Annotated in this window: 18 protein-coding genes; 6 read left to right on the top strand and 12 right to left on the bottom strand. The window is 70.6% G+C overall.

What is annotated here, in order from left to right; translation table 11 throughout:
* Nucleotides 1-41: 41 nt before the first annotated feature.
* The 9 genes from AB0M46_RS19595 to AB0M46_RS19635 form a co-directional block, all read right to left on the bottom strand.
* The gene (locus AB0M46_RS19595; RefSeq protein ID WP_363337813.1) at nucleotides 42-1,238 is read right to left on the bottom strand and encodes an acyl-CoA dehydrogenase family protein; all 1,197 of its coding nucleotides are present in this window, start codon (nucleotides 1,236-1,238) and stop codon (nucleotides 42-44) included.
* A gap of 91 nt (nucleotides 1,239-1,329) precedes the next feature.
* Nucleotides 1,330-1,824 (bottom strand): flavin reductase family protein, encoded by a 495-nt coding sequence (locus AB0M46_RS19600; protein ID WP_363337815.1) that lies wholly within the window; start codon nucleotides 1,822-1,824, stop codon nucleotides 1,330-1,332.
* Entirely contained in the window at nucleotides 1,811-2,641 is an 831-nt protein-coding gene (kduI, locus tag AB0M46_RS19605) for a 5-dehydro-4-deoxy-D-glucuronate isomerase (protein WP_363337817.1), read from the bottom strand. The genes AB0M46_RS19600 and kduI overlap by 14 nt, the downstream gene beginning before the upstream one ends.
* A gap of 21 nt (nucleotides 2,642-2,662) precedes the next feature.
* The gene (locus AB0M46_RS19610; protein WP_363337818.1) at nucleotides 2,663-3,637 is read right to left on the bottom strand and encodes a C-terminal binding protein; all 975 of its coding nucleotides are present in this window, start codon (nucleotides 3,635-3,637) and stop codon (nucleotides 2,663-2,665) included.
* Nucleotides 3,638-3,726: 89 nt separating this feature from the next.
* Nucleotides 3,727-4,830: an extracellular solute-binding protein gene (locus AB0M46_RS19615; protein WP_363337820.1), complete on the bottom strand. Its 1,104-nt coding sequence runs from the start codon at nucleotides 4,828-4,830 to the stop codon at nucleotides 3,727-3,729.
* Nucleotides 4,831-4,965: 135 nt separating this feature from the next.
* Nucleotides 4,966-6,132, bottom strand: coding sequence for an ABC transporter ATP-binding protein (locus tag AB0M46_RS19620; protein ID WP_363337822.1), 1,167 nt, complete (start codon nucleotides 6,130-6,132; stop codon nucleotides 4,966-4,968).
* 40 nt (nucleotides 6,133-6,172) lie between these two features.
* Nucleotides 6,173-7,930 carry an ABC transporter permease subunit gene (locus AB0M46_RS19625; protein WP_363337824.1) on the bottom strand — a complete coding sequence of 586 codons (1,758 nt, stop codon included), beginning with the start codon at nucleotides 7,928-7,930 and terminating at the stop codon, nucleotides 6,173-6,175.
* Between the two features lie 6 nt (nucleotides 7,931-7,936).
* Nucleotides 7,937-8,581, bottom strand: a complete 645-nt coding sequence (locus tag AB0M46_RS19630; protein ID WP_363337825.1) for a class II aldolase/adducin family protein — start codon at nucleotides 8,579-8,581, stop codon at nucleotides 7,937-7,939.
* Nucleotides 8,582-8,615: 34 nt separating this feature from the next.
* Entirely contained in the window at nucleotides 8,616-9,791 is a 1,176-nt protein-coding gene (locus AB0M46_RS19635; RefSeq protein WP_363337827.1) for an aminotransferase class III-fold pyridoxal phosphate-dependent enzyme, read from the bottom strand.
* Between the two features lie 424 nt (nucleotides 9,792-10,215).
* On the opposite strand from AB0M46_RS19635, the gene AB0M46_RS19640 reads away from it, so the two are divergent.
* The 3 genes from AB0M46_RS19640 to AB0M46_RS19650 all read left to right on the top strand — a co-directional run bounded on the left by AB0M46_RS19640 (nucleotide 10,216) and on the right by AB0M46_RS19650 (nucleotide 14,045).
* Nucleotides 10,216-11,268 carry an LLM class flavin-dependent oxidoreductase gene (locus tag AB0M46_RS19640; RefSeq protein WP_363337829.1) on the top strand — a complete coding sequence of 351 codons (1,053 nt, stop codon included), beginning with the start codon at nucleotides 10,216-10,218 and terminating at the stop codon, nucleotides 11,266-11,268.
* Nucleotides 11,269-11,434: 166 nt separating this feature from the next.
* Nucleotides 11,435-13,441, top strand: coding sequence for an MFS transporter (locus AB0M46_RS19645; RefSeq protein WP_363337830.1), 2,007 nt, complete (start codon nucleotides 11,435-11,437; stop codon nucleotides 13,439-13,441).
* A gap of 13 nt (nucleotides 13,442-13,454) precedes the next feature.
* The gene (locus tag AB0M46_RS19650; protein ID WP_363337832.1) at nucleotides 13,455-14,045 is read left to right on the top strand and encodes a TetR family transcriptional regulator; all 591 of its coding nucleotides are present in this window, start codon (nucleotides 13,455-13,457) and stop codon (nucleotides 14,043-14,045) included.
* A 40-nt stretch (nucleotides 14,046-14,085) separates the two neighbouring features.
* On the opposite strand, the gene AB0M46_RS19655 is transcribed toward AB0M46_RS19650, so the two are convergent.
* Genes AB0M46_RS19655 through AB0M46_RS19665 form a run of 3 tightly spaced genes read right to left on the bottom strand, consistent with a single transcriptional unit; the run spans nucleotide 14,086 to nucleotide 16,120 of the window.
* Complete coding sequence (locus tag AB0M46_RS19655) at nucleotides 14,086-15,405, bottom strand: mannitol dehydrogenase family protein (RefSeq protein ID WP_363337834.1); 1,320 nt, start codon at nucleotides 15,403-15,405, stop codon at nucleotides 14,086-14,088.
* A 1-nt stretch (nucleotide 15,406) separates the two neighbouring features.
* Nucleotides 15,407-15,793 (bottom strand): cupin domain-containing protein, encoded by a 387-nt coding sequence (locus tag AB0M46_RS19660; protein WP_363337835.1) that lies wholly within the window; start codon nucleotides 15,791-15,793, stop codon nucleotides 15,407-15,409.
* Nucleotides 15,794-15,829: 36 nt separating this feature from the next.
* Nucleotides 15,830-16,120, bottom strand: a complete 291-nt coding sequence (locus tag AB0M46_RS19665; RefSeq protein WP_363337837.1) for a Dabb family protein — start codon at nucleotides 16,118-16,120, stop codon at nucleotides 15,830-15,832.
* A 172-nt stretch (nucleotides 16,121-16,292) separates the two neighbouring features.
* On the opposite strand from AB0M46_RS19665, the gene AB0M46_RS19670 reads away from it, so the two are divergent.
* The 3 genes from AB0M46_RS19670 to AB0M46_RS19680 are packed head-to-tail and all read left to right on the top strand — an operon-like array spanning nucleotide 16,293 to nucleotide 18,805.
* Entirely contained in the window at nucleotides 16,293-17,318 is a 1,026-nt protein-coding gene (locus AB0M46_RS19670; protein WP_363337838.1) for a sugar kinase, read from the top strand.
* A gap of 25 nt (nucleotides 17,319-17,343) precedes the next feature.
* On the top strand, nucleotides 17,344-17,895 hold the full coding sequence (locus AB0M46_RS19675; protein ID WP_363337839.1) for a TetR/AcrR family transcriptional regulator: 552 nt from the start codon (nucleotides 17,344-17,346) through the stop codon (nucleotides 17,893-17,895).
* A 49-nt stretch (nucleotides 17,896-17,944) separates the two neighbouring features.
* Nucleotides 17,945-18,805, top strand: a complete 861-nt coding sequence (locus tag AB0M46_RS19680) for an SDR family oxidoreductase (RefSeq protein WP_363337840.1) — start codon at nucleotides 17,945-17,947, stop codon at nucleotides 18,803-18,805.

Consider the following 18,805-nt stretch of genomic DNA (forward strand, 5'->3'; position numbering starts at 1 on the left):
GGCGCCGATCACGCCCACGCGCTCGATCGAGGCCGTGGCCGTCACCGGAACGCCGCGTGGCCGGTGAGGGCCTGGCCGAGCACGAGCGTGTGCATCTCGACCGTGCCTTCGTAGGTGAGCACGGACTCCAGGTTGTTCTGGTGGCGGATGACGGGGTACTCCAGTGAGATGCCGTTGGCGCCGAGGACGGTCCGGGCGGTGCGGCAGATCTCGAGCGCCTCGCGGACGTTGTTGAGCTTGCCGATGCTGACCTGCTCCGGTCGCAGCAGGCCGGCGTCCTTGCGGCGGCCGAGGTGCACGGCGAGCAGGTAACCCTTGATGTACTCCAGCGACATGTCGGCGAGCTTCTGCTGCGTCAGCTGGAACGCCGCGATCGGCTTGCCGAACTGGACACGGTCGAGGGCATACCGGCGGGCCGCCTCGAGACTCGACCGGGCCGCGCCCAGTGCGCCCCACACGATGCCGTACCGCGCCTCGTTGAGGCAGGACAGCGGTCCCTTGAGCCCCCGCGCCTCGGGCAGCACCGCCGACTCGGGCAGCCGCACGTTGTCCAGCACCAACTCGCCGGTCGCCGAGGCGCGCAGCGACAACTTGTGCTTGATCTCGGGTGCCGAGAAGCCGGGGGTGTCGCTGGGCACGATGAAGCCGCGAACGCCGTCGTCGGTGTTCGCCCACACGATGGCGACGTCGGCGTACGGCGCATTGGAGATCCACATCTTCCGGCCGTCGAGGACCCAGTCGCTGCCGTCCTTGCGGGCGCGGGTCCGCATGCTGCCCGGATCGGAGCCGGCGTCGGGCTCGGTGAGGCCGAAGCAGCCGATCGCCTCGCCGGCCGCCATCCGGGGCAGCCACTCCTGCTTCTGCTGCTCGCTGCCCCAGCGCCAGATCGCGAACATCGCGAGCGAGCCCTGCACGGAGACGAGCGAGCGCAGACCGGAGTCGGTCGCCTCGATCTCCAGGCATGCGACGCCATACTCGGTCGCCGACATACCGGCGCAGCCGTAGCCCTCCAGATGCATGCCGAGGACGCCGAGGGCGCCGAGTTCCTTGGTGAGCTCGCGGATGTTCGGTATGCCGCCTCGCTCGAACCACTCCGCGATGAACGGCTCGGCGGACCTGTCGAGCATCTGGCGTACCGATGCGCGCACGGCCTTCTCGTCGTCGGTCAGCAGGTCGTCGAGGCTTGCCGGGTCACCTGGATCGAGTGCCGGCAGCGTTGCCCGGTCGGCGTGAAGCACTAGTGGTTCTCCTCTTGCAGCCAGGCGGCGGACCTCGCCGCTGTGTTGGCCCAGCCGCGGCGGTGCGGCGCAGGTCGTACCAGGGGTTTGGTCAGTCGGTGAGCCGGCGGAATCTGCTGCGGTGGAAGACCAGCGGCGCGACGTCGCTGCGGTGCAGCAGGCCGTGGATGGCGAGCAGCACGATGTCGTGGTCGCCGGCCGACACCTCAGCGTGCACGGTGCACTCCAGGCACAGCGGCGATCCTTCGATCACGACGGCGCCGGTGCCGGTCGCCTGCCAGGACAGGTCGGCGAATCGGTCGCCGGTGCGGGCCGCAAGCGCGCGGCAGGCGGCGTGCTGGCCCTCGGCCAGGATCGACAGGCCGATACTGGTGGCGTGCCGCAGCACCGGCCAGGTGGTCGACGTGTGCGCCATGCAGACCGAGACGAGCGGCGGGTCCAGCGACACCGACGTGAACGAACTCGCCGCCAGCCCGACCGGGACGCTGTCGTGCAGTGCCGCGACGGCCGCGACCCCGGAGGGGAACGCGGCGAACGCCAGCCGCAGCTCGGACGGGGAGAGTTCCGCCGAGTCAGCGCAGCGCATCGGTCGCCACCTGTTGCATGTCCTCGAACTCCTGATTCTCGCCGGCCATCGCCCAGACGAACGCGTAGTTCGACGTGCCGGCGCCGGTGTGCACCGACCAGCTGGGCGAGATGACGACGTCGCGGTCGGCGAGGATCAGGTTGCGGGTGGACCGTGGCTCGCCCATCAGGTGTACGACGCGGTGCTCGGGGCCGAGCCCGAAGTACAGGTACACCTCGGTGCGCCGGCCGTGCGTATGGCAGGGCATGGTGTTCCAGACCGAGCCCGGTTCCAGGCTGGTGATGCCGAGCACGATCTGCGCGGTGCCGACGCCCTGCTGGTGCAGGTACTTGCGGATGGTGCGCCGGTTCGCCGTCTCGGCGGCGCCGGCCGCGGTCTCGGCGGCCTGAGCCTTCGTTACCAGTGTGGTCGGCAGGCTGGTGTGCGCGGTGGCCGAGAACAGGTAGTAGGTCGCGGGATTCGCGGCATCGTCGCTCGCGAAGCTGACCTCGCGGGTGCCCTGGCCGATGTACAGCACGTCCTCGGCGGCGAGCGCGAACTGCGCGCCGTCGGCGGTCACGGTGCCGGCGCCGCCCAGGTTGGTGATCGCGAGCTCGCGACGCTGGCAGAAGTACTCGGCGTAGAGCGCGTCGTCCGTCCCGAGCGACAGCGGGCTGTCGAGGGGAACGACACCGCCGAGCACGATGCGGTCCTCGTGGCTGTAGACGAAGCGGACTGCGCCGGGCCGGAAGAGGTCGTCGACGACGAACCGGCCGCGCAGGGCGTCGGTGTCCATCGAGGTGATCTCGGCGGGATGAGTGGCTTCGCGGGTCTGCATGGCTCCTCTGTCGGGGGTGAGTCAGGCGCGGACGGTGCGGGCGAGCACCTCGGGATTGACGATGTCGGCGGGCGCGAGGCCTTCGCAGACGGCGATGGCGTTGGCCATCACCCGGCGCTTCAGCTCGCTCACGGACTCCTCCGAGTACCACGCGGCGTGCGGGGTCAGCACCGCCCGGGGCTGCGTCAGCAGCGGGTGTCCGGCGGGCAGCGGCTCGGGATCGACCACGTCGAGCGCGGCGCCGGCCAGCTGCCCGCCGGCGAGAGCGGCCACCAGCGCGTCGGTGTCGACGACCCCGCCGCGGCAGGTGTTCACCAGCACCGCGCCGGGCCGCATCCGGGCCAGCGCGGCGGCATCGATGAGATGGTGGGTCGCCGGTACGAGCGGCACATGCAGCGACACCACGTCGGCGGCGGCGAGTAGCTCGTCGAACGAGAGCTGCACGACACCGTCGAGCCGTTCGCCCGACGGGTACCGGGGGTCGTGGGCGACCACGCGGTAGCCGAGGCCGGCCGCCTTGCGGGCCGTGGTCCGGCCGATGGCGCCGAAGCCGACCACCCCGAACGTGCGCTCGCTGCTGCGATGCAGCGGCCCCGCGGCGGCGTAGTCGGGGCGCCCGGCGCGTACGCTGCGGTCCAGCGGCAGCACGCCGCGCTCGACCGCGAGCGCCAGCGCGACGGCGTGCTGGGCCACCTCCTCGTCGGCGTAACCCGGCACGTTGCAGACGGCGACGCCGCGGGCCGATGCGGCGTCGACGTCGACGGTGTCCACGCCGACGCCGTAGCGGGAGACGGCCCGAACGGTCGGCAGCGCGTCCAGCACGGTCGCGTCGATGGGTGCGTACTGCACGACCAGCGCGTCGGCGCCGGCGCCGGCCGCGATGACGTCGGCCGCGGTGCGGCACCGCGCGAGTACCAGTTCGGCACCGTGTTCGGCGGCCAGTTGCTCTTCGATGTCGACCGTGGCGTGGTCGCAGTCGGTGATCACGATCCGCATGGCTGCGGCACGCTCCTATCTCACGTGTGGTCCCGGCCCGGATCGCGGGTGGTGCTGTCGCGGACGTCCCGCGATCCGGGCCGGGGTGATCAGCTGGCCTTGAACTTGTTGATGGTGTTGTTGACCGTCACCTGGTTGTCGGTCCACCACTGGTTGTTGCGCGGGGTGGTGTCCTTCATGTTGTCGCCGGCCGGCAGGAACCGCAGCAGCGTCTGGTCGGTGATGCTCGACGGGTCGAAGTGCTTGAGCCCGGTCGGCACCGGCGAGGCGGCCGCTTCGCTGTAGATGGCCTGGCCCTTGGTGTCGGTGATGATCCACTTGAGCAGGTGCTGCGCGGCGTTCGCGTTCGGCGCGCCCTTCGGGATGCCGAACGAGGAGCTGGCCCAGCCGGCCTGGTTCCAGGTGAAGCTCGCCGGGTACTTGTCCGCCACGATCATCGTCTTGGCCATGCCGTTGGCGATGATGCCGATCGCGCAGGACCCGTTCTCGAAGTTCTGCACTTCGAGGGTCGGCGAGGCGTTCCACACGATGTCGTTCTTGATCGTGCCGAGCTTCTTGATGGCCCGGTCCAGGTCGATCGGGTACAGCTGGCTCGGCGCCACGCCGTCGGCGATGAGCGCACTCTCGAGGACCCAGCCGACGCGCACGTCACTCATGAAGCAGCGCTTGCCGGGGAACTTCTGGGTGTCGTAGAGGTCGGCCATCGAGCTCGGCTGCGGCCCGGAGGCCGGGAAGTTCTTGAGGCTCCACGTCAGGTTCATGCCGTACGTGCCGTACTGGATGCTGTACTCGTCGTACGTGCCCGGCTGCAGCTGGTCGACCGGCACGATCGACGTGTCGATCTTCTGCAGCAGCTTCGCCTGGTCGACCGCGGGCAGGAACGGCGTCTGCGCGAGGCTCCAGGGCACCTGGCCCGCCTGCACCGCCGCCTGCAGTTTCGCGATCGTGCCACCGAAGTCGACGGTCACCGGCACGCCGGTCTCGGTGGTGAAGTTCTTCCACAGGCCGTCGGCGAGTGCCTTGGAGGCGGATCCGCCGCTCAGGTCGAAGTACGCGATCTCGCCCTTCGGCCCGCCGGCGGCGGACGACCCGCCGCTGTTGCCATCGCTCGACGAGGAGCACGCCGAGGCGATGAGGGCCATGGCGAGCAGCGCCACGACTGGCGGCCACCGACGTAACTGCCGTCTCTTCATTGCTTCTCCTGCTTGATCGGGGTGTCGGGTGGAGGTGTTGCATCGGGGTGTTGGCTACTGCGTGGCCAGCGGTGCCGGCTCGACGCTCGCCGTGGGGTGTTGGCTACCGCGTCGACGCCCGCCGTGCGGTGTTGACTACTGCGTGGCTTGCGGTGCCGACTCGCGCGAGCGCACGACGCTCGCCGTGCCGGCTCGGACGAACACCGAGACCTCCTCGCCCACCGCTGGAAGGCGGCCACCGGCATCCACGTCCGCGGTCAGTGAGCCCTGCTGCCAGCTCAACTTGAGCCGGAACGCCTGGCCGAGGAAGTAGGCGTCGTCGACGAAAGCGTTGGCGAGGTAGTGCTGCTCGTGCTCGGCCGCCGAGGTGGAGCCGATCGCCCGGACGCTCAGGTGTTCCGGGCGGATGACGCAGGTGGCCTCGGCCGAGACGGCCGTGTCCGTCTCGTCCCGGCAGGGCAGCCGGCTGCCGCCGATGTCGATCACGGTCGCGGCCGGGCCGCGTTCGAGGACGCGGCCCGTGACCAGGTTGACGTCGCCCAGGAATCCGGCGACGAACAGGTCGCCCGGCTGCTGGTACAGCTCGATCGGCGAGCCGAGCTGGGTGAGCAGGCCGTCGCGCATGATGCCGATCCGGTCGGAGAGCACGTAGGCCTCCTCCTGGTCGTGCGTCACGTAGATGGCCGTCGTGCCGGTCTCGCGCTGGATGCGGCGCAACTCGCGGCCGAGTTCCTGCCGCAGCCGCCGGTCGAGCGCGCCGAGCGGCTCGTCCAGCAGCAGTACCTTCGGCCGGTGGACAAGCGACCGGGCGAGCGCGACCCGCTGCTGCTGGCCGCCGCTGAGCTGGCTGGGATAGCGCTTGTCCATCCCGGTCAGGCCGACGATGTCGAGCATCTCGGCGATCAGCTCCCGGCGCTGGGCGGCCGGGATCTTGCGGACCTTCAGCGGGTACTCGATGTTCTGCCGCACGGTCAGGTGCGGGAACAGCGCGTAGTTCTGGAAGACGAAGCCGAGATCGCGCTTCTGCGGCGGCAGCTTCGTGACGTCCGCGCCGTCGACGACCACCCGTCCGGCGCTCGGCTCGATCAGTCCGGCGATGACGCGCAACAGGGTGGTCTTGCCCGACCCGCTCGGTCCGAGCAGGGTGAGGAACTCGCCGGGATCGATGGTGAGATCGAGCCCGCGCAGCACGGTCGTGGCGTCGAACCCGCAGCTGACGCCGTCGATCCGGACGCTGCCGCGGGCGCCCTCGGTGCTCGGCGCCGCCGCCGCGGTGCGGGTTGGCTTCATCACGGAATCCACGGGATCTCCTTTAGGACGCATGTTGTTGCCCGCTCGGGCTTTACGCCGGACCGCGCCGGGCGCCCACCCGGCCGACGACGAGGGAGACGACCAACCCGACGATCACCAGGAGCACGAGCATGCTCGAGATCGCCGGCACCGCCGGCACGACACCGGAATCGAGGTAGGAGTAGATGACAACGGGGAGCGTCTTGGACAGCCCGTTCTGGAACTGCGCGATGACCACGTCGTCCCACGACACCATGAAGGCGGCCACGCCGGCGCTCACGATGCTGCCGAGCTTCGAGCGCACGACGACCAGCCAGAAGGTGCGGGTGCGCGACGAGCCCATCGTCCAGGCCGCCTGCTCGAGCGTGATGTCGCTCTGGGCCAGCGCGCTGTTGATGATCGAGAAGGCGAGCGGGAACGCGATCACGGTGTGCGCCATGATCAGTCCGACGTTCGAGCCGATCAGGTGGAGGCGGATCTCCACGTCGTAGAGGCCGATCGCCAGCAGGATGTGCGGCGTGATGACGGGCGCGAAGGCGACCGCCAGGATGATCGAGCGCAGCGCGCGGTTGCGGATGCGCTGCACCGTGCGGGACAGGCTCAGCGCGAGCGCGACCGACAGCACGGCCGTCGAGATGCCCACGATCACGCTCTTGGTGAAGGCCGGGATCCACACGCCGGCGGTGAACACCTGGCTGAACCAGGTGAGCGTGAAGCCGCGTGGCGGGAAGACCACCTGCTGTCCGGTGCCGATCGAGAGCGGGAAGACCACCAGCACCGGCGCGAGCAGCAGGATGAACACGATGACGAGCACGACCCGGCTGCCCCACACGGCGGGCGTGCCACGCAGCGGCTCGCGGTTGCTCGTGCCCTTGGCCACCGTGGTGGGCACCCCGACGGTCGCGCCGCCGGTCAGTCGGAGCGTCAGGCCGTAGCCGATCATCGTGATGATCAGCAGCACGATGCCCATCGCGCTGGCCTGTCCCCATTGGAACAGTTCGATCTGCTGCTGGATGAACACGCTCATCGTCTGGTCGCGCGGCCCGCCGAGCACCGACGGCACCAGGAAGAAGCTGAGCGACAGCACCATCGTGAAGAGCATCCCGCTGATCACGGTCGGCCTGGCCTGCGGCAGGTAGACGGTGAAGAATGCTCTGGTCGGCGAGGCGCCGAGCGTGTGCGCCGCGAGCGTCAGGTTGGTGTCGATCCGCGACAGTCCGGCGTACAGAATCAGGATCATGACCGGTAGCTGGTAGACGGTCATGCCGATCACCGTCGCGGTCGTGTTGAACAGCAGCGGGAACTTGCCCAGGCCGATGGCCTCGGTGAACGAGTTGACAACGCCGTCCGGGCTGAGCAGCACCGTCAACGAGAAGAGCCGGACCACGGTGGGCACGAAGAACGGCACCAGGATGCCCAGCAGCAGCAGCGATGCCCGCCGCGGTCGCATCCGCGACAACAGGTACGCCACCGGGAAGCCGAGCACGGTGGTGATCAGCGTGGTGTACAGCGCGAGCCGCAGCGTGCGCAGCTCGATGATGCGCAGCAGGCTGTCGGTGCCGACCTGCGTGAAGTTCGTGAAGCTGAAGTTCGGGCGGGTGTAGGAGACCTCGCCGAGCGGGTCGAAGCTGCGCAGCAGGATGTCGATCAGCGGCCAGAACAGGAAGATGCCGTACAGCGCGAGCAGCGGCAGCACCACCGCGACGCCGACCGTAGCCGAGCGCCACCTGCCGCGCGTACCTGCGGCCGGCACCTCTTGCTCCGGCTCGGTGGGGGCGAGCCGTGCTGTGGGTGTCACTGACGTGCTCATCGCCACCTACCTCTCCGCCATGTACGCGATGCGCCCGCTCTGGTCGGCGGCCGCCGCCAGCTGCTCGGGCGTGAGCAGTGCCGGCGTGCCGAGCGCGCACGCGCGCCAGTACACCTCGCACAGCCACTCGAGCAGTTGCGCGAACTCGGCGGCCTGCTCGACCGAGTCGCCGGTGACGACGGCGCCGTGGTTGCGCATCAACACCGCCCGGGCTCCCCCGGCAAATCCCGTCGCCACCGCATCCGCCAGCTCCGGTGAGCCGAACGTGTGGTAGCCGACGACGCCGACCGGTCCACCGAGCCGGTGCACCGAATAGTGCACCGGCGGCAGCGTTTCGACCACCGTCGAGACCGCGGTACAGAAGGCGCCGTGCGTGTGCACGACGGCGCGCGCGCCGGTGACCCGGTAGACGCCGAGATGCAGCTGGGTCTCCGACGACGGCCGGGCGCCGGCCCGCAATTCCTGGTCCGGCACCCCGCCGGTAAGCACCCCGTCCTCGTCGACGACGCAGAGATCGGCCGCCGACGCGGTGCCGAACCGCAGGCCGGAACGGGTGATCAACGTCCGCCCGGAGTCGAGCCGCGCACTGACGTTGCCCGCGCCGGCAACGGCGAGCCCGTCGCGCTCGAGCAGCGCGAGCTGGCGCACCATCCGGTCCGCTATGTTCCACGCCGACGCCACGCGCTCAGCCCGTCAGCAATCCGCGCTCGGCGACCGGCTGGCCGGCGAGCGTCGCGTAGGCGGCATCGGTGCGCTGCAGGATCTCCTCGATCACCGCTGGCGTGTGCGCGGCGTTGATGAACCAGTTGTGGAACGGGTGCACGTACACCCCGTTGCTGATCGCCGCGGAGGCCCAGGCGTTGCCGAGCGCGAAGTCGTCATCGCCGGCGAAGGTCAGCAGCGGCATCTGGACCGGTCCGGTGTACCGCACCTGGAAGCCGTGGGCCTCGGCCTGGGCCAGCAGGCCGGCGCGCAGCTGCTCGCCGGCGGCCCGCAGGTTCGACTCGAACGCGGCGGTACGCACGACGCCGAGCGTGGCGAGCGACGCCGCCATGCTCACCGCGGAGAACCAGAACGACCCGGTGGTGTACACACGTCCGGCGGCGTCACGCAGGTCAGCGCGGCCGAGCACGGCACTGAGCGAATAGCCGTTGGCGATCGCCTTCGACCAGGCACTCAGGTCCGGCCGCACCCCGAACGACTCCCAGCTGCCGCGCACGTCGAGGCGGAAGCCGGTGCGGACCTCGTCCAGCACCAGCAGCGCGCCGATCCGGTCGCACGTCTCGCGCAGCGCCCGTGCGAACTGCGGCTCGGCCAGCTCCTGGTCGCGTCGCACGTCGTGGCGCACGGGGCAGGCGATGACAGCGGCGACCCGATCCTCGATCCCCGCGATGGCGGCGTGCAGCGAGTCGATGTCGTTGTACTCGAAGTACACGAGATTCTGCCGGTCGGCGGCGGTGACACCCGCCGGGTAAGGCGTGCACCACGGCGCGGCGCCGTGGTAGGCGCCCCGCGCGATGACGATGATCTCGCGACCGGTGTGCGCCCGCGCGATCGTGCAGCACAGCGTGGTCGCATCGGTGCCGTTCTTCGCGAACATCGCCCAGTCGGCGTAGGGCACCAGGTCGACGAACGCCTCGGCCAGTTCCACCATGCGCGGCGACGTGCCGTCGAAGCAGTCGCCGGCGATGGCCTGGGTGCGCACCGCCTCCTCCACCGCCGGGTGCCGGTGACCGAGCACGATCGGGCCCCAGCTGGACATCAGATCCAGGTACTCCCGGCCGTCGACGTCCCACATCCGGGCGCCGTCGGCTCGCTCGATGAACTGCGGATAGCCCTCCGGCAGCCCCTGAGCTGCCATGTGGCCGTACATCCCGTTGGGAATGACCTTGCGAGCACGGCGTCTCAGGTCGCGATCCCGGGTTGCCAACTGATCGATGATCGCCACGGCGCTTTGGTCCCTTCCCGCTGGACATACGTGGACTTTGGTGCGACGGAAGCAGGCAAGCGACGGTGCGCGAAGCGGCTTCGACGTGCGAGGCGCCTATTGTTACTCGCTTGTGTGAGATAAGTAAAGGACTCCCCGACGACTTGACGTGGCACCCGAACGATCGCGCCACCCTCCGGGAATCGCATGCAGTACCTGCGTCCATCTCACCAATGGCGACGGGGGTAGCCGCACTTCCGAGACTCGATCGTTACGTTGATTTATTCCGAACAGCTGTCTACCATCCCGGCATGGGCAGCCGACGCGGCAATGCGCCGCCCGTCGAAAGGATGACGCCATGACTGGCCGCCTCGAGATCCTCAGCTCCATCACCCGCTTCGCACCGCAGCACAGTGACGACGGTCCTGCAGCGCTGATCGAGGCGGCCCAGGCGGCCGAGCGCGCCGGCATCGACAACCTGCTGATCGGCTACTCGTCGCAGATTCCCGACGGGTGGTCGCTGGCCGGCTACGCGCTCGCGCACACCTCGTCGATCCGGGTGCTCCTGGCGCACCGCCCGGGCGTGATGGTGCCGACCGTCGCGGCGCGGATGGCCACGACGCTCGACGTGCTGTCGGGCGGCCGGTTCACGCTCAACGTCATCACCGGCGGCTCCCCCGACGACCAGTTCCGCGAGGGCGACTTCGTCGCGCACGACGACCGGTACCGGCGCAGCATCGAGTACGTCGACATCATGCGGCGCGTCTGGTCGGCCGGCGAACCGCTCGACATCGACGGCGAGTTCTACCGGTTCCGCAACACCTCGCAGCGGCTCAAGCCGGTGCAGCCGGGCGGACCGACCATCTACATGGGCGGCGCGAGCAGCGGCGCGGCGGACTTCGCGGCCCGCCAGGCCGACGTCTACATGTCGTGGGCCGAGCCGGTCGCGATGGTCAAGGCGCGCTTCGACGAGGTCCGCGCCCGTTGCGCGGAGCTGGGCCGGCCGGTGCCCCGGTTCTCGGTGAGCCTGCGGCTGATCCTCGGTGACACCGAGGATGCCGCGTGGGCGGCGGCGAACGCGATGCTGCCGCCGGACTTCGACGAGACCCGCCGCCGGGACCGGCACGCCGAGGACGTCGGGCGAAACCGGCAACTCGGCCTGGTCGAGGAGTCGCTGGTCCACGACGAGCGGCTCTGGCTCGGCCTCTCCGCCGCGACGCACGGCCAGGGCGGCATGGGCGCGCTGGTCGGCACGCCCGAGCAGGTCAAGGACGCCCTGCTGCGCTACGTGTCCGAGGCCGGCGCCGACGCCCTGCTGATCACGGCGGCCGACGGATACTTCGGCGAGCTCCCGGACGGCTTCGTCGACGCGCTGCGCGCCGAGGGCGACAAGATCGTCGCCGGCCGCTGATCGCCGACCCGCAGCACCGGCGCCGGGGCCGGTGCTGCGGGCGCCGGTCCGCCCGCGTGTGTGGCGACCTTCGCATCCCCAAAAGCTGGTCACCAGCGGGCGTTGATGGTTGACTCGGGTCACGGTGAACAGCTGTTCACCGTGGTTCCAGCATGAGGAGCGCTGTGTGGATCGGCCCACCATCTCGGGCAACGACACGGCCGAGAAGACCCGAAGCGCAGTCGCCGTCGGCACGCTGGCGATGTGCGGTACCGCCGTATCGCTGCAGCAGACGCTGGTGCTACCGGTGCTGCCGGACTTCCCGCGGCTGCTGCACACCACGCCCGACAACGCGTCCTGGCTGATCACCGCCACGCTGCTGGCGGGGGCCGTCGCCACACCGACGCTGTCGCGGCTCGCCGACATGTACGGCAAGAAGCGCATGATGCTGGTGGCACTGGCCGTCATGATCGTCGGTTCCGCGCTCGGCGCCTTCAGTCAGACCCTGCCGCTCATCATCGCCGCCCGCGCCCTGCAGGGCGTCGGCGTCGCGCTCGTCCCGATCGGGATCGCGATCATGCGCGACGAGCTTCCGCCGCGGCGACTCCCCCTCGGCGTGTCGCTGATGAGCGGCACCCTCGCCATCGGCGCCGGGGCCGGGCTGCCGCTGGCCGGGCTGATCGTCGAGCACATGAACTGGCACGCGGTGTTCTGGGTCAGCGCCGCCGCGGGCGCCGTGGTGTTCGCGGCGGTGGCGCTGGTCGTCTCCGAGTCCCCCGTGCGCACCCGCGGATCATTCGACTTCGCGGGCGCCCTGCTGCTCTCTGCCGCGGTGACGGCATTGCTGCTCGCCCTGTCCAAGGGCTCCCACTGGGGCTGGCTGTCCTATCGGACCATCGCGCTCGGCGTGCTGGGCCTGGTCCTGGCGGCGGTCTGGCTGCCCCTCGAACGGCGGGTGCACAACCCGCTGGTCGACGTGCGGGTCGCCGCGCGACAGGCGGTACTCCTGGTGAATATCGCCTCGGTCCTGATGGGGTTCGCGATGTTCGCCAACATGCTCATCACGACCCAGCTGCTGCAGCAACCGGTGCGCACCGGATACGGCCTGGGCCTGGACATCCTGCACACCGGGCTGTGGACGGCGCCGATCTCGCTGGTCTTCGGCGCGATGGCGCCCGTGTCGGCGTCGATCACCCGCCGCTTCGGCCCGCAGACGACCCTGCTGGCCGGGGCCATGACCATGGCCGTCTTCTACGCCGCCCGCGTCTTCTTCAGCCATGGGCTCTGGCAGATTGTCGTCGGCGCGATGCTCGTCGCGGCCGGCACGTCGATGACCTTCGCCGCGATGCCGAGCCTGATCATGCGCTCCGTCCCCGCGACCGAGACCGCGTCCGCCAACGGGCTCAACTCGCTGCTGCGCTCCGTCGGCACGTCGACCTCGAGCGCCGCCATGGCCGCGGTCACCACGACGGTGGTGGTCAACGTCGACGGTGACGCGCTCCCCGGCTTCGGCGCGCTCGCCACCATGCTCTGGATCGCCGCCGGGGCGTCGCTCGTCTCCGCGCTGCTCACGCTGCCGCTGTTCCGGACAAGGAGGCAAGACCTCGAACAGCCGGCCGGCGCGGACTACGTGCCCGAGGCCGTTGTGCGCGGCCAGGTGGTCACCGGCGGCGGGAACGCCGTGCGCAACGCCGTCGTCACCCTGCTCACGACGTCGGGTCAGCAGGTCGACTGGAGCCACGCCGACTCGTCCGGCTCCTTCTCCCTGGCGATCCCCGGCGCGGGCCGCTACCTCATCGTCACGGCCGCCGAAGGCTGGGCGCCGCAGTCGCGGCTCGCCACGCTGCACGCCGGGCACCAGATCGAATCCATCGTCCTGCGCGAGCGGCTCACCCTGGCCGGCGAGGTCAGCGACGCCCAGGGCCCGATCCTCGGCGCGACCGTGGCGCTGACCCGGCTGAGCGGGGAGATGGCGCAGGCCACCCTGACCGCGGTGGACGGGCGGTACGAGCTGCCGCTGCCGTCGAGCGGGCGTTACGTCCTGACCGTGGTGACGCCGTGGGCGACGACCGAGGCGCGAGCCGTCACGGTCTGGGGCGCCGAGCGGGTGGTCGACGTGCGACTGCGGACGAGCCGCGGCAACGGGTCGGCCCACCCCGCCCCGGCGCGGCAGGAGGCCAGCGGGGCAGCATAGGAGCATGCCTCCGATGAGCCACGACGCAACACCGGTCGCACGGGCCGCCCACCCGCCGACCGCGGACGAGCCGGCGCCCGGTTCGTCCTGGCGGGCCATCCTCGCCGCCGCCACGGAGCTGTTCGCGGAGCGCGGCTACGACCAGGTCACCATCCGTGACATCGCCGCGCGCGCCGACCTGTCCCCCGCCATGGTCATGAAGTGCGGCGGGACCAAGCGCGAGCTGTTCCTCCGCTCCGCGAAGATCATCCCGCCGCCCCTGCCGGACGTGCCGCGATCCGAACTCGGCGCACGCCTCGTCGAGGAACTGCTCACCCGGTCGGATCGCGGCGCCATCGAGCCGCTCGCCCGTTCGCTGAATCTCCGGCTCTCCGCGCCCGACCCGGATAGCGTGCGTCAGCAGTTCACCGCCGGCTACCTCGAGCCGCTCGCCGAACGCCTCGGCGGCGATGCCGACGCCCACCTGCGAGCGGAGCTCGTCGTCGCGGCGCTGACCGGGCTCGCCGCCACCACACGGATCTATCACACCCCGGCCGTAGGCGCGGCGCCGGAGGAGGTCATCCGCCGGTACGGCCGGGCCATCCAGCACCTCATCGACGAGTGAGTGCGGGCCCCGAGGTCAGGTAGCCGGCGGGGCCGGACGCCTATGCCGTCAGTGCGCGCACCGCGGCTGCCGGGCCGGATCGGGCCAGGACCCGCAGCAGGTCGCCGGTGCGCTCCTGGAACGCCGAGTCGGCCGCGAGCACCGCACCGAACAGCTCGTCCTCGCCGAGCACCGCACGCACCAGCTCGTGTTCGTCGGGATGGCGGCGGCCGCGCTCGGCCAGGGCAGCCGCCCGTGGGTCGGCCGGCGGGCCGCCGGCGAGCGCCCCCGGCTGACACAGGCACCGCAGGTACGCCGCGGTGAGCAGGCACAGCACGCTGGGCAGCGCGGAGCGTCGGGCGTACCACGACGCGGTGTCGACGACCCGTTGCCGGAGCTTCAGCGAACCGTCGGTGCCGACCTGATCGGTACGGTGCCCGAGCGCGGCGTTGCCGAATCGGCTCGCGAGCGCGGCGCGGTAGGCCCGCGCGTCGAAGCCGTCCGGCGCGGGCAGCGTGGGCTGGTACTCGTCGCCGAGCGCGTCGACGGCGGCGCGGATCACCGGGTCGGCGAACGCCGCGGCGATCAGCGTGTGGCCGCGCAGCAGCCCGAGGTACGCGAGCATGCTGTTGCTGCCGTTGACCAGCCGGACCTTGATCGTCTCCCAGTCGTGTACGGCGGTGGTCACCAGTGCCCCCGCCTCGTGCCACGGCGGCCTTTCGGCCGTGAACGAGTCGTCCAGGACCCACTGCCGAAACGGTTCGGCGGGCACCGGCACCTGGTCGGCGTAGCCGGCCCGGCGGGCCAGCTCGCGGTGCCGGTCGGTCGTGGCGGGCACGATGCGGTCGACCATCGTCGCCGGGAAGGCGACCCGCGCGTCCAAATAGTCGGCGAGCGCGGAATCCTCGCGACGAGCGGCGATCCGGCGCATCACGCCGGAGAGCACCCGCCCGTTGTCGGTGAGGTTGTCGCAGCTGACCACGCTGATCGGCTGGCCGCCCGCGCCCGCCCGCCGGGACAGGCCGGCGGCCAGCAGCCCGAGCAGCGAACGGTCACCGGGCTGGTCATCCTGATAACCGGCCTCGGTGATCGTCAGCGTCACGACCGTGACCTCCGGCGACGCGATCGCATCGGTCACGCCGGCCGGGTCGTCGGCGGCGACCAGCGCCCGGTCGATCACGTCGACGCGCTGTGCGTCGACGTGATCGCCGTCGATGGTCAGGACCGTGTAGCGCATCTCCTGCCGCCGCAGCGTTGCTACCAGTGCCCGGTTGCTCCGGGCCACCCCGGTGATCCGCCAGTCGCCGCCGGCCAGTTGCGTGTAGACGGCCTGGTGGCCGCGGTGGAAGTTGCCGAGCCCGAGGTGGACGATGCGCGGCACGTCAGGGCCGGTAGGTGTCGAAACGCTGTAGTGCGTAGAACTTCCGCACCGTCTCGTGGATCTCCCAGGTGCCGCGCCACCCGTCCGGCAGCACCAGCACGTCGCCCGGGCCGAGCTCGACCGCGTCGCCGCCCTCGGTGGTGACCGTGGCCCGGCCGGAGATGATGTGGCAGATCTCCGCCCAGCCCTCGCGCTTGCCGCGCAGCAGGCCGGGAGTGGCCTCCCAGATCCCGGACTTCATGATGCCCTTGCGCTCGTCGGGCCACATCGGCAACGACACCTCGTAGACGTCGCCGTTCGGCGCGCTGCCGGCGACCGACTTCTCCGGCAGGTCGGCGGACTGGACCTGGGCGTGCCGGACGGCCGGCGTGATGGCGGACGTGGTCATGACCTGTCTCCTTTGACAAAACGCATTCGGGTGCGGTCAGGCGGGCTCGAGCACGACGCCGATGCCGTGCTCCTCGAGCTCGTCGACGGTCGCGGCCAGCTGCTTGCGGCGCGGGTCCGTGCGGTAGCGTTCGATCGCGGCCTGGTCCTCGGCACGCACCAGGATCACGTCGGTGTAGCCAGCCGACCAGGGCGACCTGTTCTTACCGACGGTGACCTCGACGACACCGTCGATGTCGGCCAGTTCGCGGTAGCGGGCAAGCACCTCCTGCGCCGACTCCTCGGTGGCGACGTCCTTCCATCGCAGCAGGGAGATCTGCACGTACATGCGGCTCCTTCATCGGATCGACCGGGTGACGAGCGGCTCGTGACGGCTGAGAACAGCGCCCGAGCCGATGGTATAGTGAACAAGCGAAATAAATGCTAGGGTTCGGCCCGTGGGCCCGTCAAGACACCCTCGGCCCCGATCCGGCAAGTCTTCCCGCTCCTGGAATGGCCTTATGACGCTTGGGAATCCCGCTTCCGAGCAGCGCCGTGTGCTGTGCCTCGGCGCCTACATTCTCGACATCCTCGGCCGGCCGATCAGCCGCCTGCCCGATACGCAGAACAGCCAGCTCATCGAGGAGATCCGGCTGACGGTGGCCGGCACGGCCGGTGGCACGGCGGTCGACCTGGCCCGGCTCGGCATCCCGACCTCGGCCGCCGGCGCGCTCGGCGACGACGCGGCGGGCCGATTCGTGCGCACGTTGCTCGACGACGCCGGTGTCGACACCCGCTGGCTGGCTACGATCGCCGACGTGCAGACGTCATGCACCATGCTGCCGATCGCGCCGGACGGCTCGCGGCCGGCCTGGCACGTGCGGGGCGCCAACGCCCGCTTCGGTGCCGAGCACCTGCCGTGGACGCAGCTGGACGGCTTCGCCGCGGTCCACGTGGGCGGCGTCAATGCCCTGCCCGGCTTCGACGGCGACACGTGCGTGCAGCTGATGTCCGCGGCCAAGCAGGCCGGTTGCATCGTGACCGCGGACTGCCTGGGCGTGAAGCGGGCCGACGCGGCCGACCTGCTGCGCCGCTATCTGCCCTATGTCGACGTGTTCCTGCCGAACGACCTGGAGGCGTTGCAGATCACGGGAGCCGACCGGGTCAGCGACGCCGCGGCCATCTTCCGCGACATGGGCGCGGACGCGGTCGTGGTGACCACCGGCGCGGACGGCTGCGTCGTCGCCGATTCCCGCGGCGTGTGGCGGATGCCGGCGTACGACGTGCCCGTGGTCGACAGCACCGGCTGCGGCGACGCGTTCTCCGCCGGGGTGCTCGCCGGCCTGGTCAGCGGCTGGGACCTCGAGCGCTGCGTCAACTACGGCAATGCCGCCGCAGCGCTGACCGTGCAGGCGCTAGGTTCTGACGGCGGCCGGCTGTCCGCGCAGCGGGTCACCGCTGCGCTCGCCGGCCCGCGTCGCTCGTTCACCGATGGATCGCCAGGCGAACAGGAGTACAGCAGTGCCAAAGATAGTGGACCACGGTAAGCGTCGTGAGGAGCTGCTCGAGGCGGTGACCCGCGTGATCGCGCGCTCCGGCATCGAGGGCGCCACCATGCGGGTGATCGCCGACGAGTCGGGCTGGTCGACCGGGTCGCTCGCGCATTACTTTTCCGATCGCGACGACATACTGGCTTCAGCCCTGCGCTACTCGCACCGCGTGATCCGCGAGCGCTGGGCCCGCAAGATGGAAGGGCTGGCCGGCCTCGCGGCGCTGCGCGAGCTGGTCCTCGACAACCTGCCGCTCGACGCCGAACGGGCGTCCGAGACCCGGCTGGAGATCATCTTCTGGGGGCAGGCGCTCAACGCGCCGTTCCTCATGGAGGTCCAGCAGAGCGAGGAGACCGACCTGTTCCGCACGATGCGCGAACTGGTCGTCGACGCCCAGGTGGCCGGCGAAGTGAAGCGCCGGCTCAACCCGGACCTGGTCACCGAGCGGCTGCTCGCGCTGATCGACGGGCTGAGCCTGCACCGCCTGCTCTACGGCTCGCGGCTGTCCACCTCGGCCATGACCAAGATCATCGATCAGGAGTTCGAATCACTCAGTCCGTCCTGCGAAGACTGAGTCATCGATCCGCCGGCGCGCGCTCGCGGGCACGAAAGGTGAACACAGCATGACCAGCAGAGAGACCGCCGTGGTCACCGGCGGAAACCGCGGTATCGGCGCCGGAATCGTCGACGAGCTCGCGGCCGCCGGCTACGACGTGGTCTTCTCCCATCGCGGCGAGTCGGCGAAGGCGCGCGACGTGGCTGTGTCCGCCCGCCGTCACGGCGGGCGGGTCGAGCCCGTGGAGGCCGACTTCCGCGACCCGGACCAGGTCCGGCACTTCGCCGAGCGGGCCATCGGCGACTTCGGTCCGGTGCAGGTGCTCGTCAACAACGCCGGCCGCGGTTACTCCGAGCGGCTGTACGACACCCGGCTCACCGACGTCGACGACGTGTACGCCATCAACTTCCGCGCCCCGCTGCTGCTCACCCAGCTCGTGTCGCGGCACATGATCGACGAGCGGATCGCCGGCCGCATCGTCTTCGTCACCTCGATCCGCGCCCGGTGGGTCGATCCGGTCGATGCCGTCTACGGCGGGCTGAAGGCCGCGCTCGACCGGGCGATGCGGTCATGGGCACTGGAGCTGTCGGTGCACCGCATCCGGGTCAACGCCATCGCCCCCGGCGCGATCGAGGTGTTCGCGGAACGGGCGCACCGCTACCGCGAGCTGGACCGCGACATCCCGCTCGGCCGCACCGGCACCCCCTCGGACATCGCCAAGACCGTGCGCTTCCTGGTCTCCGACGACGCGTCCTACATCACCGGTGCGTCGATCCCGGTCGACGGCGGGTTGCCGCTGCCGGCCACCTACGGCGGGGACGACATCGGTCCGGGCAACCGGTGGGGCCAGGTGCAGGCGCGGCAGCCGACGAGCGACTTCGCCCGGCACCCGGGCGGATACGACCCGACGCCGGGCGAGCGGACCTGA

This window comes from Dactylosporangium sp. NPDC051485, from assembly GCF_040682015.1.
GTDB lineage: Bacteria > Actinomycetota > Actinomycetes > Mycobacteriales > Micromonosporaceae > Dactylosporangium.

Coding starts and splice junctions, on each gene's coding strand:
- AB0M46_RS19600 (WP_363337815.1), bottom strand. CDS start 1,824: ATGCGCTGCGCTGACTCGGCGGAACTCTCCCCGTCCGAGCTGCGGCTG.
- kduI (WP_363337817.1), bottom strand. CDS start 2,641: ATGCAGACCCGCGAAGCCACTCATCCCGCCGAGATCACCTCGATGGAC.
- AB0M46_RS19610 (WP_363337818.1), bottom strand. CDS start 3,637: ATGCGGATCGTGATCACCGACTGCGACCACGCCACGGTCGACATCGAA.
- AB0M46_RS19615 (WP_363337820.1), bottom strand. CDS start 4,830: ATGAAGAGACGGCAGTTACGTCGGTGGCCGCCAGTCGTGGCGCTGCTC.
- AB0M46_RS19625 (WP_363337824.1), bottom strand. CDS start 7,930: ATGAGCACGTCAGTGACACCCACAGCACGGCTCGCCCCCACCGAGCCG.
- AB0M46_RS19630 (WP_363337825.1), bottom strand. CDS start 8,581: ATGGTGCGCCAGCTCGCGCTGCTCGAGCGCGACGGGCTCGCCGTTGCC.
- AB0M46_RS19635 (WP_363337827.1), bottom strand. CDS start 9,791: ATGGCAGCTCAGGGGCTGCCGGAGGGCTATCCGCAGTTCATCGAGCGA.
- AB0M46_RS19640 (WP_363337829.1), top strand. CDS start 10,216: ATGACTGGCCGCCTCGAGATCCTCAGCTCCATCACCCGCTTCGCACCG.
- AB0M46_RS19650 (WP_363337832.1), top strand. CDS start 13,455: ATGAGCCACGACGCAACACCGGTCGCACGGGCCGCCCACCCGCCGACC.
- AB0M46_RS19660 (WP_363337835.1), bottom strand. CDS start 15,793: ATGACCACGTCCGCCATCACGCCGGCCGTCCGGCACGCCCAGGTCCAG.
- AB0M46_RS19665 (WP_363337837.1), bottom strand. CDS start 16,120: ATGTACGTGCAGATCTCCCTGCTGCGATGGAAGGACGTCGCCACCGAG.
- AB0M46_RS19670 (WP_363337838.1), top strand. CDS start 16,293: ATGACGCTTGGGAATCCCGCTTCCGAGCAGCGCCGTGTGCTGTGCCTC.
- AB0M46_RS19680 (WP_363337840.1), top strand. CDS start 17,945: ATGACCAGCAGAGAGACCGCCGTGGTCACCGGCGGAAACCGCGGTATC.